We start from the raw sequence: 16,061 nt of genomic DNA on the forward strand, positions 1-16,061 counted from the left end.
TCGCCGCAACCTCTCAAAGTCAAGAGTGTTGCGACGACCGCGTGAACCCGCCCCGTGCGTGCGGGGGCCTACGCGTCTGCTCGCGCAGAGAACGTTACAGCGACTCGAGCAACTCGCGGGCCAGCTTGGCGGTCTCGGACGGGGTCTTGCCGACCTTCACGCCCGCGGCCTCAAGAGCCTCCTTCTTGGCGGCCGCGGTGCCCGACGAGCCCGACACGATGGCGCCGGCGTGGCCCATGGTCTTGCCCTCCGGTGCGGTGAAGCCAGCGACGTAACCGACAACCGGCTTGGAGACGTTGGCCTTGATGTAGTCGGCCGCCCGCTCCTCGGCGTCGCCGCCGATCTCACCGATCATCACGATGACCTTGGTCTCGGGATCCTTCTCGAACGCCTCGATGGCGTCGATGTGGGTGGTGCCGATGACCGGGTCGCCGCCGATGCCGATGGCGGTCGAGAAGCCGAAATCGCGCAGCTCGTACATCATCTGGTAGGTCAGCGTGCCCGACTTCGACACCAGGCCGATCGGGCCCTTGCCCGTGATGTTGTTGGGCGTGATGCCGACCAGCGACTCGCCGGGCGTGATGATGCCCGGGCAGTTGGGGCCGATGATGCGGGTCTTCTGACCCTTCTCGACGTTATAGGCCCACGCATAGGCGCTGTCCTGCACCGGGATTCCCTCGGTGATGACCACCAGCAGCGGGATCTCGGCGTCGATGGCCTCGATGATGGCGTCCTTCGAGAAGGCAGGCGGCACAAAGGCGATCGACACGTCGGCGCCGGTCTCCTTCATGGCCTCGGCGACCGAACCGAAGACCGGGAGCTCGATGTCGTTGCCGTCCCTATCTTTGTGCGACACCTTGGTGCCGGCCTTGCGTGCGTTGACGCCGCCGACCACCTGGGTGCCGGCCTTGAGCATCAGCGCGGTGTGCTTGGTGCCCTCGCCGCCGGTGATGCCCTGGACGATGACCTTGGAATCCTTGTTCAGGAAGATAGACATTCTCGTTGGCTCCCTTACTTGTTCGCCAGCTCGGCGGCTTTGTCGGCACCGGAGTCCATGGTCTCGGCCTGGATCACCAGCGGATGGTTGGCCTCGGCCAGAATGCGGCGGCCTTCCTCGACGTTGTTGCCGTCCAGGCGCACGACCAGCGGCTTGTTGGCCTCGTCACCGAGAATCTGCAGCGCCTTGACGATGCCGTTGGCCACCGCGTCACATGCGGTGATGCCACCGAACACGTTCACGAACACGCTCTTGACCTGAGTGTCGTTGAGGATGACGTCCAGGCCTGCGGCCATCACCTCGGCCGAGGCACCGCCGCCGATATCGAGGAAGTTGGCCGGCTTCACGCCGTTGTGCTTCTCGCCCGCGTAGGCGACGACGTCCAGAGTCGACATGACCAGACCGGCACCGTTACCGATGATGCCGACCTCACCGTCGAGCTTGACGTAGTTGAGATCGTTCTCCTTGGCCTTGAGCTCGAGCGGATCAGTCGCGTCCTTGTCCTCGAACTCGGCGTGGCCGGGCTGACGGAAGTCGGCGTTGGCGTCGAGCGTGACCTTGCCGTCGAGCGCAAGGATCTGATCGTCGGGGGTGCGCACCAGCGGGTTGACCTCGACCAGGGTGGCGTCCTCCTTGACGAACACCTCCCACAACTTCTGGATGGTCACCGCGGCGGCGTCGAGCACCTCGGCGGGCAGGTGGCCTTGCTCGGCAATCGAGCGAGCGAACGCCAGATCGACACCCTTGACCGCGTCGACGGGCACCTTGGCCAGCCGCTCGGGCTTGGTCGCGGCGACCTCTTCGATCTCCATGCCGCCCTCGACCGAGCACATCGCGAGGTAGGTGCGGTTCGCCCGATCGAGCAGGAACGAGATGTAGTACTCCTCGGCGATGTCGCTCGCCTCGGCCACCAGCAACTTTTTGACGACGTGGCCCTTGATGTCGAGACCGAGGATGTTCCCGGCGTGCGTGAACGCGTCATCAGGGGTGGCCGCGTACTTCACGCCGCCGGCCTTGCCACGTCCACCGGTCTTGACTTGTGCCTTCACCATCACGGGGCGGCCGATTTCCTCGGCGATCGCCTTGGCGTCCTCGGCGGAGTCGGTCACCCGGCCGGGCGTCGTGGGGACGTTGTGCTTGGCGAACAGCTCTTTCGCCTGGTATTCGAAGAGATCCATTTGCTTCCTAATTAGGCGTGTCTGTCTGCTTTGGCCTCGAACGCGCTTCGAAGCTGCCCGGTCCGGTACCTCTCTGACGGGCCCGGACGCACTTTATCCACAGAAGAGTGAGGCTTAGGCACCGCCTACCACTCATGTGGCAGATCTCACCGGGCCTCACTGGTGATACAGATCACATTCCGGCGCGGAATAGTCGCATAAGTTGCCACCATCATTGGGATTTGGTTAACGTGCCTCTGGTCCAGATAACGTTCAGGTCACGTCGAGAAGGATCTTCCAGGTTGCCGCAGCATCGTTCTTCCGCGTCTCCCAAGGGAGTACCGACGAACGCACGGCACCGCGCAATCCTTTCGCCTGACGAGCTCGACGCTGCCGAAGTCACCGACATCATCCCGTTCAACGAGTTCGGCAAGCTCACCGATCTGGAGTTCCACTCTTCGAGCGCCTTCGATCGGGAATCGCGCGTCATCCATGCACCCGAGCTCGATGACTTGCACGACACCGACGATCTCGTTCCCGTCCGGCTGGCCGTTCCGTCGCGGTTCCGTCCCGACGCCGGCAAGGAGCGCAGCTCCGCGCACGCCTACCGGGACAGTCACACCGACGTCAGCGACGGCGTCGCCGCGACCGACATCATCGACATGGCCGGGCGCCGCGGCGCGCACCGCAAGGAGAGCACCGGCGCCGTCAAGAGCCGTCTGATGATCGCGGCCATGGCGGCTGGTGCCACCGCCGCTGGCGCGTACTCGTTCGGCAACGGCACCGAGGCCCAGGCCGCCGACGACACCGTGATGGCGAGCGGACAGACGCGCGTGAACGGCGCCGCAGTCACGGGTTCCGTCGACGGCATGCAGATCGTCTCCGTCGCCTCGAACACCGACTCGTCGGTGCACGCAGAGGAGATCACCAAGGCCGCCGCCTTCGCCCAAGAGCGCGCCGAACGCGAGGCCCGGCTGGCCCGCCCACTGTTCGCGATGCCGACCAAGGGCGTCTGGACGTCGGGCTTCGGTTACCGCTGGGGCGTTCTGCACGGCGGCATCGACATCGCCAACTCGATCGGCACCCCGATCTACGCGGCCTCTGACGGCGTCGTGATCGACGTCGGACCGACTGCCGGGTACGGCGCCTGGGTCAAGATCCGCCATTCGGACGGCACCGTCACGCTCTACGGCCACATCAACACGTGGCTCGTCAGCGTCGGCGAGCGCGTCATGGCAGGCGACCAGATCGCCACCATGGGCAACCGCGGTAATTCCACCGGGCCGCACCTGCACTTCGAAGTCATGCTCAACGGCTCGGACCGCATCGATCCGACGAGTTGGCTGGCCAAGCGTGGGCTCAGCGTCGGCGGCTATGTTGGCTGAGTGAGCCATCCAGGTCCTTCCGACGCCGAATCTCCCGACCAGGACGACCACACTCGCATCATCCGTCGGCAGCCCGAAGGATCCCCATCTGGTCCGGTTTCCAAACCTTTGCCAGAAACCGACGACCCGAAAACGAGCATCATCCGGCGCCATCCCACGGGCGCCATCCCGACTGCCGCTGACGCGGAGCCTCAGACCAGCTTGATCGGGCGCATGGGCGACGGCGAGGAGCAGACCGGCCTCATCGCCCCATCGGCCGTCAGCGACGCTCAGACGGGCCTTATCGGCCGCCCCGCCGACGACGCACGAACCGGTTACATCCCGCGCGCTCGGCCGATCGCGATTCCGCGGACGACGGCTAACACCAATCCCCGGACGGCCGTGGCGGCATCGGTCCTCAGCATCCTCAGCGGGTGGGCGACGGGTGTCATCGCCACCGACCTCATCGCCGGCTGGTGGCGCACCGACGCATTGTTCTGTGTCGCCATCGGATTTCTCGCCGCGATCTCAGCCGCAGCAACCATCGGCGGGCTCATCGCATTGTTGCTGCGCCGCAGGATGGGTCGGCTGCTGATCGTCGTCGGCGCGATCATCGGACTGCTCATATTCGGCAGCCTGTTCATCGCAGGAGCCAAGTTTCATCCCGTCGTCTACGCGATGCCGATCCTCCCGGCGGCCAGCATCGTCCTGACCGTGTTGCCGTCCACGGGCCGCTGGGCGGGGTCGCGCGGCACGTGACCTGACGTCACCGCATTCACAGCTTCCGGTCAGCTTGATCCAAACCGTCGACCGGAATTCGGGTGCGGGCGTCTACTGGGGCGGATTCGCGTGTGTTCACGCCTTGACACCCCTCCGGAGGCCCGCCCCCATGTTCAGCCGCATATTGCGCATCGTGTTCGTATTGGCAATGACCGCAACGGCTGTCGCGTGCTCCGGCAACGACAGCGGTTCCGGCGGGTACACCCTGCGGATCGGGGCCACATCGGTCACCGGAACCCCGGCCGGATCCCTGGGATGGGGCGATCGCGAAGGCATTCTCGCCGAACAGCTCAAGGCCGCGGGCGTCGACAAGATCGAGTACTCGTTCTTCCAGTCCGGCAGTGACGTGGTCTCGGCACTGTTCGCCGGCGCGATCGACGTGGCGGCGGTCGGGGACAACCCGGCACTGCGCGCTCGTAGCAAGGACGCGAAAGTCGTTCTGCTCTCCCTTGATTCCATCAACGGCGACGCCTGGATCGTCGGCGCGAAGGGCGGGCCGACCGATATCCAGGGGCTGGCCGACAAATCCATCACCGCGCCGCAGGGCACGATCCGCGACCGGGCCGCGCGCCAACTCATCGACACCGCGGGCTTGACGGGCAAGATCCAGGTACGCGACGTGCCGACGCCCGAATCCATCGCGGGACTGAGTTCCGGGCAGATCGACGCAACCGTGGTCACGGGTGCCAGCGCAATAGAGCTGCAATCCAAGGGCTTTCCCATCATCGACAGCCTGTCGCGGCACGGGTTCGGCAGCACCGGCACCAACATCGCCCTGACGTCGTTCACCGATCAGCACCCCGAGTTCGCCGGCGCTTGGCAACAGGCCGTCACCGCGGTCAACCGCGACATCAACGAGAACTTCGGCGACTACCTCGCCTGGGTTGCCGAAACCGACGGCACCGAGCTCGAATTCGTTCAGAAGTCGACTCGTGCCGAGGAATTCAACACCGAGCCGTTCCCCGAAGTCGGCGTGAATCAGTTGGAGGCGGCCTACAACTTCCTCAACGCCGACGGTTCGTTCGACAACGAGTACTCCGTGCGCGAGTGGGCGGGAGCGAAATCATGACCCTCGCCCCCGAAGTCAACGCGGCGCCGAAGCCCGAACTGATCGAGGTCGTCTCCGGACGACACAGCCGAAAAGGACTGTGGTCGCGCATTCCTCGGCCGGTCCGCCGGCTGCTCGGGCCCGTGTTGATCCTCGCGGCATGGACCATCGGATCGGCCACCGCACTGCTCAACCCGGACCTGTTCCCCCCGCCGATCGAGGTCGCGACCACCGCGTGGCGGCTGCTCGTCGACGGCCAACTCGCCACGCACGTCGGCGCATCGGCGACCCGGGTGATCACCGGAACCGTCCTGGGCATCCTCATCGGCGTGCTGCTCGCCGTCCTCGCCGGGCTCACCCGCACCGGCGAGGACCTGCTCGACTGGACCATGCAGATCCTCAAAGCCGTGCCGAACTTCGCGCTCACGCCGCTCCTCATCATCTGGATGGGCATCGGCGAGGGTCCGAAGATCGTGCTCATCACGACGGGCGTCGCGATCGCGATCTACATCAACACCTATTCCGGAATACGCGGCGTCGACCGTCAACTGGTCGAGATGGCTCAAACCCTCGAAGCTCCGCGGCGCACGCTGATCACGCAGGTGATCTTGCCGGGAGCGATGCCGAATTTCCTTGTCGGCCTGCGTCTCGGCCTGTCGAGCGCGTGGTTGAGCCTGATCTTCGCCGAGATGATCAACACCACCGAAGGCATCGGATTCCTGATGTCGCGCGCTCAGACGAACCTGCAGTTCGACGTCTCGCTGCTGGTGATCGTCATCTACGCCGTTGCGGGCCTGCTCTCGTACACTCTGGTTCGGGTCCTCGAACGGCTGCTGTTGTCCTGGCGCAACGGTTTTGACGGCGTCTCATGAGTTCACCCGTCGTGAAGGTCAGCGGGCTGCACCGGGCATTCGGGGCCCAGCAGGTCCTGCATGACCTCGACTTGCACATCGACGACGGCGAGTTCGTCGCGATGCTGGGCCGCTCGGGATCGGGCAAGAGCACGCTGCTTCGCGTGCTGGCGGGTCTCGACGATCAGGTGACCGGATCGGTGGTCGTGCCGCGCTCACGAGCCGTCGTGTTCCAGAACCCGCGGCTGCTGCCATGGCGGCGCGCCCTGGCCAATGTCATGTTCGCGCTGCCCGACGCAGGCCCCGACGCACCCAGTCGCGCGGACCGCGGCCGGGCCGCCCTTGACGAGGTCGGTCTGGCCGACAAGGTCAAGGCATGGCCACTGTCGCTGTCCGGCGGTGAAGCGCAACGGGTTTCGCTGGCCCGCGCACTGGTGCGCGAACCCGACCTGCTCCTGCTCGACGAACCGTTCGGCGCACTCGACGCGCTCACCCGGCTCAAGATGTACCGGCTGCTGCACGAGCTGTGGGCTCGCCGGCACATGGCGGTGCTGCACGTCACCCACGACGTCGACGAGGCGATCCTGCTCGCCGACCGCGTAGTGGTGCTCTCCGGTGGCCGGGTGTCGCTGGACCGGCAGGTCGCGTTGCCGTTCCCACGAAGCCGGGGAGATGCGGGTTTCGACGAGCTGCGTCGGGTCCTGCTGGCCGAGCTCGGGGTTCGCGAGGAGGTCGGCCATGACCGGAGCCGATGAGCACCGGACCGATGTTCTGGTCATCGGCGGTGGACCGGCCGCAACCTGGGCCGCGATCTCGGCGGCGGAATCCGGCAGCCGGGTCACCCTCGTCGACAAGGGTTATTGCGGTACGAGCGGGGCGACGGCCGCGGGCGGCAACAATCTGTGGCTCATCGCGCCCGGCCCGCGCCGCGAGGAATCGATCCGCGAACGCGAGTTGTCCGCCGGGCGCATTACTGACTCGGACTGGATGTTTCGCGTCCTGGCCACGTCGTGGGACCGCATCGAGCAGCTGGCCCAATGGGGATATCCGTTTCCGGTCGGCGCCGACGGCCGGCCGATGCGCAGCAGCCTGCAGGGACCCGAGTACATGCGTCGTATGCGTCGCAAGGCTCATCGCAGTGGCGTGCGCATCCTCGACCACCATCCGGCGCTCGAGTTGACCGCGGACGCCGACGGCGTCGTCAACGGCGCCACCGGTATCGCGCGGCAGGACGGTGGGCGGCCGTGGCGGATTCACGCGGGAGCCGTCGTGCTGGCAACCGGCGGTACGGCGTTCCTGTCCGGCACGTTCGGCACCAACGTCAACACCGGCGACGGCCTGCTGATGGCCGCCGAACACGGTGCCCAGCTGTCCGGCATGGAGTTCTGTTCGGCCTACGCCCTCGCACCCGAATGGGGCACCCACACCAAGGGCCGCATGCTGCAGTGGGCGAGTTTCTACGACGAGGACGGCCAACCGTTCCCAACGCAACTCGGGCTCGGCGGGCGACAGGATGCGCAGTGGGCGCTGGCGCGCGGCAAGCGGGTATTCGCGCGTCTGGACCGCGCACCCGAACACATCCGCCAGACCATGCGCGACGCGCAGCCCAACTACTTCCTGCCGCTCGACAAAGCCGGCATTGACCCGTTCGTGACCGCCTACCCGATCCGGATGGTCTACGAAGGGTCCGTACGCGGTACCGGTGGGCTGCGACTGACCGGACCCGATTGCGCGACAACGGTTCCCGGCCTGTATGCAGCCGGAGACGCCGCGACGCGCGAGCTCATCACCGGCTCGCTGTCCGGCGGCGGCAGCCGCAACGGGTCGTGGGCGATCGCGTCGGGCACGTTCGCCGGCCGCGGTGCCGCGGAGTTCAGCCGGGGGCGGGCGGGCGGACAGGTCGCCTCCGGTGGGCACAGTCGACCGGCACGTGCCGGCGCCCCGACCGTCGACGAGGTGGTGCGTGCGGTCCAGGCGCATATCCTGCCGCCGTTGCGCAGCTATCTGAAGTCGTCCGAGCGTCTCGCGACATCGGCCGCGGTGCTCGACAACGTGTGGCGTGACATCGCAGAGGGGTTCGCGCCCGTAGCGCCGCGGGACGCATACAGGCCGCGCCAGGCCGTCGCGCTCGTCGCGGCGGCCCGGTGGATCACCGCGGCATCGCTGGCCCGCGCCGAGAGCCGTGGCCTGCACCGCCGCGAGGACATCACCGGAAGCGACGAGCGGTTCGATCATCGCATCCTGGTCGGCGGCCTGGACTCGGTGTGGACTGCTGCTGATCCTGTTGCACCACAGTTGATCTCGTCGGAGGCCGTCGCGTGATCGAGATCGTCAGCGGCTCGGCGTGCATTGCATGCGACATCTGCGTGAAGGTGTGCCCCACAGACGTGTTCGACCGCGGATCCGACGGGATACCGGTGATCGCACGACAGTCCGACTGCCAGACGTGCTTCATGTGCGAGGCATACTGCCCCGCCGACGCGCTGTACGTCTCGCCGGTGTCGGCGCCGGTCGAGGATGGCAGCCCGCACACCTGCGAGTCAGCGGTCAGCGGCGCCGGGCTGTTCGGTGGCTACCGGGAAATGGTCGGCTGGGGCCGGGGACGCACGGCGGGTTCGCGCCGCGACCAGAACCCGGTGCTGACGTCGGTCCCGCCGCTGCCCGAAGCACGTCTACCGGTGCCCGCCGAGGTCGTGAATTCCGCTTGGAACCATCCGCGGGGTTAGGGACTCGCACCGGCGTGTCGCTCGGCCGAAGGCACAAACACTTCTGAAACCCGATATCACATGCGATATCGCGTTCGAAACCCCATCTGTGCCGCGACTCAGGGCCGCTTCGAAGTCCGGACAAGAATGCCCGCGAGTTCGCTCAGGGAATCCACCCGCAGATCGGCGAGTGCGGCATCGGGACGTTGCGCATGGATGAAGCCCCAGGGGCCACGTCGAATGTGAGCCGTTCGCATCCCGACCGCACGGGCAGGCAGGACATCGTTGTCGAGCCGGTCACCGACATAGAGGATGTCGGGCGCAGGCGTCCCAGCTTCATCGACCAAGCGCCTGAAGAAAGCCAGATCAGGTTTCGACACATCCCATGCGGCCGAGGACCCGATGAAGTCGGCCTCCAGTCCCGCGGCACGCAGTAGGTCCTCGACACCTTCGGGTTGGTTGCCGGCGATGCCGACCGAGAGCCCGCAGCGTCGAACCGCCGCGACGCATTCAAGTGCATCGGGATAGAGATCGCGCGGTTCGATCATCGGCCGCCGTTTGGGCGGGTCGACGCCGAGGACATCCCAGACCCGAGTGTGGGTGTTCACCGCGCGAAATCACTGCCGCCAGTACATCGGACACGGTCGACATCGGCACGCCCGCCTGCTCGGAAAACTCGGCCCACATCCGGCTCTCGTCGACGAGCGTCTCACCGACGTCGAACACGACGCAGCGGATACCGCCAACTGTCATTCAGCTCAGAGCTTTTGTACGGGTGCGTGATTGTGCATCAACTTCACCCGGCCCGCGCTGCCGAAGTCGATCAACGACATCGCGGATTCGCCGACGCCGGAGACCTCCTCCACGCGGCCAAGGCCGTACTTGTCGTGTGAAACCCGATCGCCCGGTTGCAGCGTGATCACCGGACGGTTGCGCGCGGCAGCGGGGCGGGCCGGCGACGGGCGCGGCGTGCCGTAGCGGCCGGCATTTCCCATGGGTGCACTCAGCGAAGACGAGGGCTGCTCGATCCGTCGCCAATTGATGAGCTCCTGCGGGATCTCCCGTAGAAAGCGGGATTCCGGGTTGAGCATCGGCTGCCCCCACGACGAGCGCACCTTGGCGCGGCTGAGGTAGAGCCGCTGACGCGCTCGGGTGATGCCGACGTAGGCCAGCCGGCGTTCCTCGGAGAGCTCGGTCGGATCGCCCAATGCCCGCATGTGCGGAAACATGCCGTCCTCCCAGCCGGTGACGAACACGGCCGGGAATTCCAGGCCCTTGGCGGTGTGCAGCGTCATCATCGTCACCACGCCGGCGCCCTGCTCGGGCAGCTCATCGGCGTCGGCCACCAACGAAACCCGTTCCAAGAACTGCGCGAGCACACCGGTGTCCGGGATGTCCTCATCGACGGGCTCATCCTCGGCCAGTGCCTGAGCGTTCGCCAGGTCGGTGCTGAATTCATGTGCGACGCTGACCAATTCGTTCAGGTTGTCGAGCCGGGCGAGATCCTGCGGATCGCTGGAGGCCTCCAGTTCGCGGCGATACCCGGTGCGTTCCAGCACGGCCTCGACCAGATCGCCGAGCTCGTCGTCGAGCTTGGCCCGCAGCCCGTCGAGCATCTGCACAAACGACGCGATCGCCTTCTCGGAGCGCGAGTTGAGCATCGGCACGCGACCCTCGGCCGCGGCCTGCAGTGCGTCGTTGAAGCTCGCGCCCGTGTTCTCGGCATAGACCGCAACGCACGCCTCGGCGCGGTCACCGATGCCGCGGCGCGGGGTGTTGAGGATGCGGCGCATGCTGACCGAATCGCCCGGATTGTCGAGCACCCGCAGGTAGGCCACGATGTCGCGGATCTCGCGGCGCTCGTAGAACCGCACCCCGCCGACGACTTTGTACGGAATGCCGGCGCGGATGAAGACCTCTTCCAGCGCACGCGACGAGTTGTTGGTGCGGTAGAACACCGCCATGTCGTTGTAGGAGAACCCTTCACGGTCGGCCAGGGCGTCGATCTCGTCGGCCACGAACCGCGCCTCGTCGTGCTCATTGTCGGCGACGTAGCCGACGATCAGCTCGCCTTCGCCGGCGTCGGTCCACAGCCGCTTCTCACGCCGGCCGGCGTTGCGGGCGATTACGGCGTTGGCCGCGTTGAGAATCGTCTGCGTCGAGCGGTAGTTCTGTTCGAGCAGGATCGTGGTCGCGTCGGGGAAGTCGCGTTCGAAGTCCTCGATGTTGCGGATCGTCGCCCCGCGGAACGCGTAGATGGACTGGTCGGCATCGCCCACCACGCACAGCTCGGCAGGCGGCACGCCGTCGGTCTCGTCGAGGTGATGGCCGACGAGCTCACGCACCAGCACGTACTGCGCGTGGTTGGTGTCCTGGTACTCGTCGACCAGGATGTGGCGGAAGCGCCTGCGGTAATACTGGGCGATCTGCGGGAACGCCTGCAGCACCGCGACCGTCTCACCGATCAGGTCATCGAAGTCCAGTGCGTTGGCCGCGCGCAGCCTGCGCTGGTACTCGCCGTAGACCTGAGCGATGATGCTAGCCATCTCCTCGGCCGCCTCCGACGCCTCTGCGGCCGCCTGCTCGGGACCGATCAGCTCGTTCTTGAGGTTGGAGATGCCATTGGCCAGCAGCCGCGGCGAATAACGCTTGGTGTCCAGTCCCAGGTCCTTGCCGATCATCATCAGCAAGCGCCGGGAATCGTCGGAGTCGTAGATCGAGAAGTTCGAGTTCAGCCCGGGCAGCAGCGAGGCCTGGTTGCGCAGGATGCGCACGCACGTGGAGTGGAACGTCGACACCCACATCGACCGCGCACGCGGGCCCACGAGCGAAACGACGCGCTCCCGCATCTCGGCGGCGGCCTTGTTCGTGAACGTGATCGCGAGTACCTGCCCCACGCCCACCTCACGCGCGGCCAGCAGATAAGCGATGCGCCGGGTCAGCACGGCCGTCTTGCCCGACCCGGCGCCCGCGACGATCAGCAGCGGCGACCCTTCGTGCAGCACCGCCTGGCGTTGTTGCGGGTTCAGGCCGTCGAGGAGTTCATCGGTTTCAGTCGCGAGCGTCATCTTGTGTTCAAACTTACCGCCGGGCGCCGACATTCTTTGCGCAGGCGCGGCAGCAAATGGCACACTCGATACGTGCTCACAGAGCAGAGGCGATTTTTCTACGGGTACCGGCCAGCGGTGCCCGTGGTCTAGCTGCCTCCCCTACCAGCCCCGCGGTCCGCATCCGGATCCGGGGCTTGTCTCTTGTGTGGGCCCGAATCCGGATCAGACCCCCACACAACGAGGAGTCCACCATGACTGAGACCATCGATACCGTGCCTGAGATCGATGACCTGCGTCGCGAGATCGACGAGCTGGACGCCACCATCCTGGCCGCGATCCAGCGGCGTACCGAGGTCTCCAAGGAGATCGGTAAAGCCCGCATGGCCTCCGGCGGCACCCGGCTTGTGCACAGCAGGGAGATGAAGGTCATCGAGCGCTACAGCGTGCTCGGTCCCGAAGGCAAGGACCTCGCCATGCTGCTGCTGCGGCTGGGCCGTGGGCGGCTGGGGCACTAGCGCGCTCCGCGGCGCTGCTTCGTCGGCTTGAGCGAATCCACCAGCCACGGCGTCAGCCACTTCACGGCCTCGGCAGTCGGATGCACACCGTCACTGCGCATCCGGATCCCGTCGACGCGCGTGGCGTACTCGCCATCCGGATTGAGCTTGGCGTTGAAGTCCAGCACCGAGACGTTGGGCCGCTTGCCCACGACGTCACGCAACAGCGAGTTCCACTCCTCGACCCGCGCGGGCCGGTCTTCCGGGTACAGGCTGCCGTCGGCCCGCTCGCCGCGCCGGGTGTAGGGCGCCGTGGTGACGACGACGCGGGCGCCGGTCGAGCCGAGGATGTCCAGGGCCCGTTGTAGTTCACCGCGGAGGTACTTGTCGTAGTCGTCGTCGCCGATGTGGGTCCACTCGCCTCCACGCATGCGGTCGACGATCTCCCACCGGCCGATCATCAGCAGCACGGTGTCGGGTCGGTCGTGTTTGATCCGCTGCGACCAGCGTTCGGGCCAGGTGTCGCATTCCGGTTTCTGGTTGAGGGTCTCGCCCGCTGACCGGTACGGCCCGCCACGCGCGATACCGCAGCCGATCGTCGTGTAGTCGCTGAAGCTGAATCCGGGTGTCTTCGGCAGGTAGCGCATCAACGTCCAGGCCACCGAGTCGCCGAACACGGCGACGGTCTGAGTGCCAGGATCGCGACGGACTGGCGGCGCTCCGATCGGAACGGGTACCTCGGCCCCCACGTCGGCCTGCGTCAGCGCGGTGGACATGACGTCGGGTCCCGCGGGCTCGCTCGGCCGGGTGGTGACGGGCATGACGGTCATGGTGACGACGGCCGCGGTGGCCACCGTGGCGGCCGCCAGCGGGAGCATCGGCACGTGCTGGGGACGCCAGCGCCGCACGGGTTGTTCGATCAGCCACCACGACAGCCATGACACCGCGATCGTCGCGGCACACCGCAGCGCCAGCAGCGACCAGCTCGTCAGCCCGGTCCGTTCACCGTTGAGGATCAAGAAGATCGGCCAGTGCCACAGGTAGACGCCGTACGAGATGGCGCCGAGCGCGACGAGTGGACGGCAGGCCAGTGCGCGCGCGACGTACCCGTCCTGATCGAGCGCGACGGGCGCGACGACCAGGACGGCACCGAGGGCGACCGCGATCAGCAGGCCATGCCGGAAGTCGCTGACATCGCCGGTCGCGAAGTGCGCGGCGGCCGCAAGCACGGCAATGCCCGGGATCGGCAGCAACCACGCGATCCAGCGCCGCCAGCGGGTGCGTATCAGCGTGCCCGAGACCGTGAGTGCCGACCAGTCGCGCACCAGCAGGGCGGCCGCCGCCGCACCGACGAGGAGCGCCTGCGCGCGGGTGTCGGTGCCGAAGTAGACGCGGTTGAGCGTGGCTTCGTTGACGAACAGGATCGACGCGACGGCCGACGCGGCCGCACCCACGGCGGCGAGCGCGAACACCGCAATGCGCACGGCGCGCGTGGAGCGACGACGCAGCAGCAACGCGACGGCCACCAACAGGATCGGCCAGACGATGTAGTACTGCTCCTCGACGCCGAGCGACCACGTGTGCTGCAGCGGTGACGGCGTCGCACCCTGCGAGAAGTAGTCGGCCTGTTGAGCGACGAAAATCCAGTTGGCGATCCAGAAAAATGCGGCGACGGCGTCGTCGCGCAGCGCTGCCACCGCGTCGGGCGGGAACAGGTCGCGCAATGCGACCACGGCCAGCGTCATCACCAGCATCGCGGGCAGCAACCGGCGCGCCCGGCGAATCCAGAACCCCTTGAGGTCGACGCGGTCGGTCCTGGAGTGCTCATCGAGCAGCAGCGACGTGATCAGGAACCCGCTGAGCACGAAGAAGACGTCGACGCCGATGAACCCGCCCGCCACACCGGGCACTCCCCCATGACTGGCCAGGACCAGCAGCACGGCGATCGCACGGATGCCGTCGAGCGCGGGGATATCGCGACGCGCGGGAACGGTACGACTCGGGCGAGCGGCAAGACTGGCAGCACGGACTGTCGGCGCAGTCACGTCATGCCCTCCCGTCTGGCGTCCGAGCACCAAAGTTTAAGGGCGGCTCGGCGCCGGATCGGGAAGGCGCGCCTGTGTTTCTACTTCGTCAACGCGATGTATTTGGTGTCGAGGTACTCCTCGATGCCCTCGGTACCGCCCTCACGGCCGAACCCGGACTCCTTGATGCCGCCGAACGGCGCGGCCGGATCGGAGATGACGCCGCGGTTGATACCGACCATGCCGGACTCGATGGCCTCGGCGACGCGCAGTGCGCGGTCGAGCGACCGCGTGTAAACGTATGCCGCCAGGCCGTATTCGGTGTTGTTGGCGGCCGCGACACCTTCGTCCTCGGTGTCGAAACCGGTGATCGGCGCGACCGGCCCGAACACCTCTTCTTTGAGGATGCGTGCATCGGCGGGCACGTCGGCCAGCACCGTCGCCGGGTAGAAGTTGCCGGGACCGCCGGGTGCGACGCCGCCGACCGCGACCGTCGCACCGCGCGACACCGCGTCGGACACAAGCTCGGTGACTGTCGCGACCTGCTTGGAGTTGATGAGCGGGCCCAGCGTCGACGACGGCTCGATGCCCTTGCCGAGGGTGAACTCGCTCATCCGCTTGACGAGCTTCTCGGTGAACTCTTCGCGCACCGAGTTGGCGACGTGGAACCGGTTGGCCGCGGTGCATGCCTCACCACCGTTGCGCATCTTGGCCAGGATCGCCCCGTCGACGGCCGCATCCACGTCGGCATCGTCGAACACGATGAACGGGGCATTGCCGCCGAGCTCCATCGACGTGCGCAGCAGCTTGTCCGCCGACTGCTTGACCAGTGCCTTGCCGACGCCCGTCGAGCCCGTGAAGGTGAGCTTGCGCAGCCTGCCGTCATCGATCAGAGCGCCGGTGACCTCACGCGGGTTGCTCGTCGGCAGCACCGACAACACGCCCTTGGGCAGGCCGGCCTCATCCATGAGCTTGGCCAGCAGGAGCATGGTCAGCGGGGTTTCCTGCGCGGGCTTGACGATCATGGTGCAACCCGCGGCAAAGGCCGGCCCCATCTTGCGAGTGCCCATGGCCAGCGGGAAGTTCCACGGCGTGATGGCGTAGCACGGGCCGACAGCCTGCTTGGTCACGATGATGCGACCCGTGCCCGCAGGCGCCGGGGTATAGCGGCCGCCGATGCGCACTGCCTCCTCGGCGAACCAGCGGAAGAATTCGCCGCCGTAGGCCACCTCGCCCTTGCTCTCGGGGAGCACCTTGCCCATTTCCAGGGTCATCAGCGCGGCGATGTCGTCGGCGCGTTCCTTGATCTTCTCGAACACCGACCGCAGGATCTCGCCACGCTCTCTCGGCGCGGTCGCGGCCCACTCCGCCTGCACCGCGCATGCGGCGTCCAATGCGGCGACTGCGTCCTCGGCGGTGGCGTCGGCAACGGCGGTGATCACCTGATCGTCACTGGGGTCGAGCACGTTGAACGTCGACGAGGCTTCGCGTTCCTCACCGCCGATCCACAATCCGGTGGGCACGGATGAAATCAGGTCTTCAATGTGCATACATCAATCATGTACACCTTCGAAACGAGCGCCGCACTAAG

At 66.7% G+C, this 16,061-nt stretch carries 14 protein-coding genes; 8 read left to right on the forward strand and 6 right to left on the reverse strand.

The genetic code is table 11. From position 1 onward, the window contains the following. Positions 1 to 94: 94 nt before the first annotated feature. Complete coding sequence (gene sucD / locus ACRCUN_RS20775) at positions 95 to 997, reverse strand: succinate--CoA ligase subunit alpha (RefSeq protein WP_462143518.1); 903 nt, start codon at positions 995 to 997, stop codon at positions 95 to 97. Between the two features lie 14 nt (positions 998 to 1,011). Next, positions 1,012 to 2,175 carry an ADP-forming succinate--CoA ligase subunit beta gene (sucC, locus tag ACRCUN_RS20780; protein ID WP_462143519.1) on the reverse strand — a complete coding sequence of 388 codons (1,164 nt, stop codon included), beginning with the start codon at positions 2,173 to 2,175 and terminating at the stop codon, positions 1,012 to 1,014. A gap of 281 nt (positions 2,176 to 2,456) precedes the next feature. Between sucC and ACRCUN_RS20785 the strand changes: the two genes are divergently transcribed. The 7 genes from ACRCUN_RS20785 (at position 2,457) to ACRCUN_RS20815 (ending at position 8,923) form a co-directional block, all read left to right on the forward strand. Beyond that, positions 2,457 to 3,539 carry a M23 family metallopeptidase gene (locus ACRCUN_RS20785; protein ID WP_462143520.1) on the forward strand — a complete coding sequence of 361 codons (1,083 nt, stop codon included), beginning with the start codon at positions 2,457 to 2,459 and terminating at the stop codon, positions 3,537 to 3,539. Continuing rightward, positions 3,540 to 4,277, forward strand: coding sequence for a hypothetical protein (locus tag ACRCUN_RS20790; protein WP_462143521.1), 738 nt, complete (start codon positions 3,540 to 3,542; stop codon positions 4,275 to 4,277). It abuts the gene before it with no gap. Positions 4,278 to 4,407: 130 nt separating this feature from the next. Further along, the gene (locus tag ACRCUN_RS20795; RefSeq protein WP_462143522.1) at positions 4,408 to 5,367 is read left to right on the forward strand and encodes an ABC transporter substrate-binding protein; all 960 of its coding nucleotides are present in this window, start codon (positions 4,408 to 4,410) and stop codon (positions 5,365 to 5,367) included. After that, positions 5,364 to 6,218: an ABC transporter permease gene (locus tag ACRCUN_RS20800; protein ID WP_462143523.1), complete on the forward strand. Its 855-nt coding sequence runs from the start codon at positions 5,364 to 5,366 to the stop codon at positions 6,216 to 6,218. The genes ACRCUN_RS20795 and ACRCUN_RS20800 overlap by 4 nt, the downstream gene beginning before the upstream one ends. Beyond that, positions 6,215 to 6,952, forward strand: coding sequence for an ABC transporter ATP-binding protein (locus ACRCUN_RS20805; RefSeq protein WP_462143524.1), 738 nt, complete (start codon positions 6,215 to 6,217; stop codon positions 6,950 to 6,952). The genes ACRCUN_RS20800 and ACRCUN_RS20805 overlap by 4 nt, the downstream gene beginning before the upstream one ends. Beyond that, complete coding sequence (locus tag ACRCUN_RS20810) at positions 6,936 to 8,519, forward strand: FAD-dependent oxidoreductase (protein ID WP_462143525.1); 1,584 nt, start codon at positions 6,936 to 6,938, stop codon at positions 8,517 to 8,519. The genes ACRCUN_RS20805 and ACRCUN_RS20810 overlap by 17 nt, the downstream gene beginning before the upstream one ends. Continuing rightward, positions 8,516 to 8,923: a 4Fe-4S dicluster domain-containing protein gene (locus ACRCUN_RS20815; RefSeq protein WP_462143526.1), complete on the forward strand. Its 408-nt coding sequence runs from the start codon at positions 8,516 to 8,518 to the stop codon at positions 8,921 to 8,923. Before ACRCUN_RS20810 ends, ACRCUN_RS20815 begins: the two co-directional genes overlap by 4 nt. 98 nt (positions 8,924 to 9,021) lie before the next feature. Here the strand turns inward: ACRCUN_RS20815 and ACRCUN_RS20820 are convergent, their stop codons facing one another. Both ACRCUN_RS20820 and pcrA read right to left on the reverse strand, forming a co-directional pair. Beyond that, complete coding sequence (locus ACRCUN_RS20820) at positions 9,022 to 9,510, reverse strand: HAD family hydrolase (RefSeq protein ID WP_462143527.1); 489 nt, start codon at positions 9,508 to 9,510, stop codon at positions 9,022 to 9,024. Between the two features lie 150 nt (positions 9,511 to 9,660). Then, entirely contained in the window at positions 9,661 to 11,970 is a 2,310-nt protein-coding gene (gene pcrA, locus ACRCUN_RS20825; RefSeq protein ID WP_462143528.1) for a DNA helicase PcrA, read from the reverse strand. 197 nt (positions 11,971 to 12,167) lie between these two features. Here pcrA and ACRCUN_RS20830 point away from each other — a divergent pair, with 197 nt between their 5' ends. Continuing rightward, entirely contained in the window at positions 12,168 to 12,467 is a 300-nt protein-coding gene (locus ACRCUN_RS20830; RefSeq protein WP_462143700.1) for a chorismate mutase, read from the forward strand. On the opposite strand, the gene ACRCUN_RS20835 is transcribed toward ACRCUN_RS20830, so the two are convergent. Together ACRCUN_RS20835 and ACRCUN_RS20840 are read right to left on the reverse strand one after the other, a co-directional pair. Next, complete coding sequence (locus tag ACRCUN_RS20835; protein WP_462143529.1) at positions 12,464 to 14,491, reverse strand: acyltransferase family protein; 2,028 nt, start codon at positions 14,489 to 14,491, stop codon at positions 12,464 to 12,466. The two genes, ACRCUN_RS20830 and ACRCUN_RS20835, sit on opposite strands and share 4 nt — an antisense overlap. Positions 14,492 to 14,571: 80 nt before the next feature. Further along, entirely contained in the window at positions 14,572 to 16,020 is a 1,449-nt protein-coding gene (locus ACRCUN_RS20840; protein WP_462143530.1) for an NAD-dependent succinate-semialdehyde dehydrogenase, read from the reverse strand. Positions 16,021 to 16,061: the final 41 nt, after the last annotated feature.

This window comes from Mycobacterium venezuelense (genome assembly GCF_054919535.1).

What these genes read in the sequence shown, in the direction of transcription:
- ACRCUN_RS20840 (WP_462143530.1), bottom strand. Translation starts at nt 16,020, where the DNA reads ATGCACATTGAAGACCTGATTTCATCCGTGCCCACCGGATTGTGGATC.
- ACRCUN_RS20795 (WP_462143522.1), top strand. Translation starts at nt 4,408, where the DNA reads ATGTTCAGCCGCATATTGCGCATCGTGTTCGTATTGGCAATGACCGCA.
- pcrA (WP_462143528.1), bottom strand. Translation starts at nt 11,970, where the DNA reads ATGACGCTCGCGACTGAAACCGATGAACTCCTCGACGGCCTGAACCCG.
- ACRCUN_RS20800 (WP_462143523.1), top strand. Translation starts at nt 5,364, where the DNA reads ATGACCCTCGCCCCCGAAGTCAACGCGGCGCCGAAGCCCGAACTGATC.
- sucC (WP_462143519.1), bottom strand. Translation starts at nt 2,175, where the DNA reads ATGGATCTCTTCGAATACCAGGCGAAAGAGCTGTTCGCCAAGCACAAC.
- ACRCUN_RS20805 (WP_462143524.1), top strand. Translation starts at nt 6,215, where the DNA reads ATGAGTTCACCCGTCGTGAAGGTCAGCGGGCTGCACCGGGCATTCGGG.
- ACRCUN_RS20810 (WP_462143525.1), top strand. Translation starts at nt 6,936, where the DNA reads ATGACCGGAGCCGATGAGCACCGGACCGATGTTCTGGTCATCGGCGGT.
- sucD (WP_462143518.1), bottom strand. Translation starts at nt 997, where the DNA reads ATGTCTATCTTCCTGAACAAGGATTCCAAGGTCATCGTCCAGGGCATC.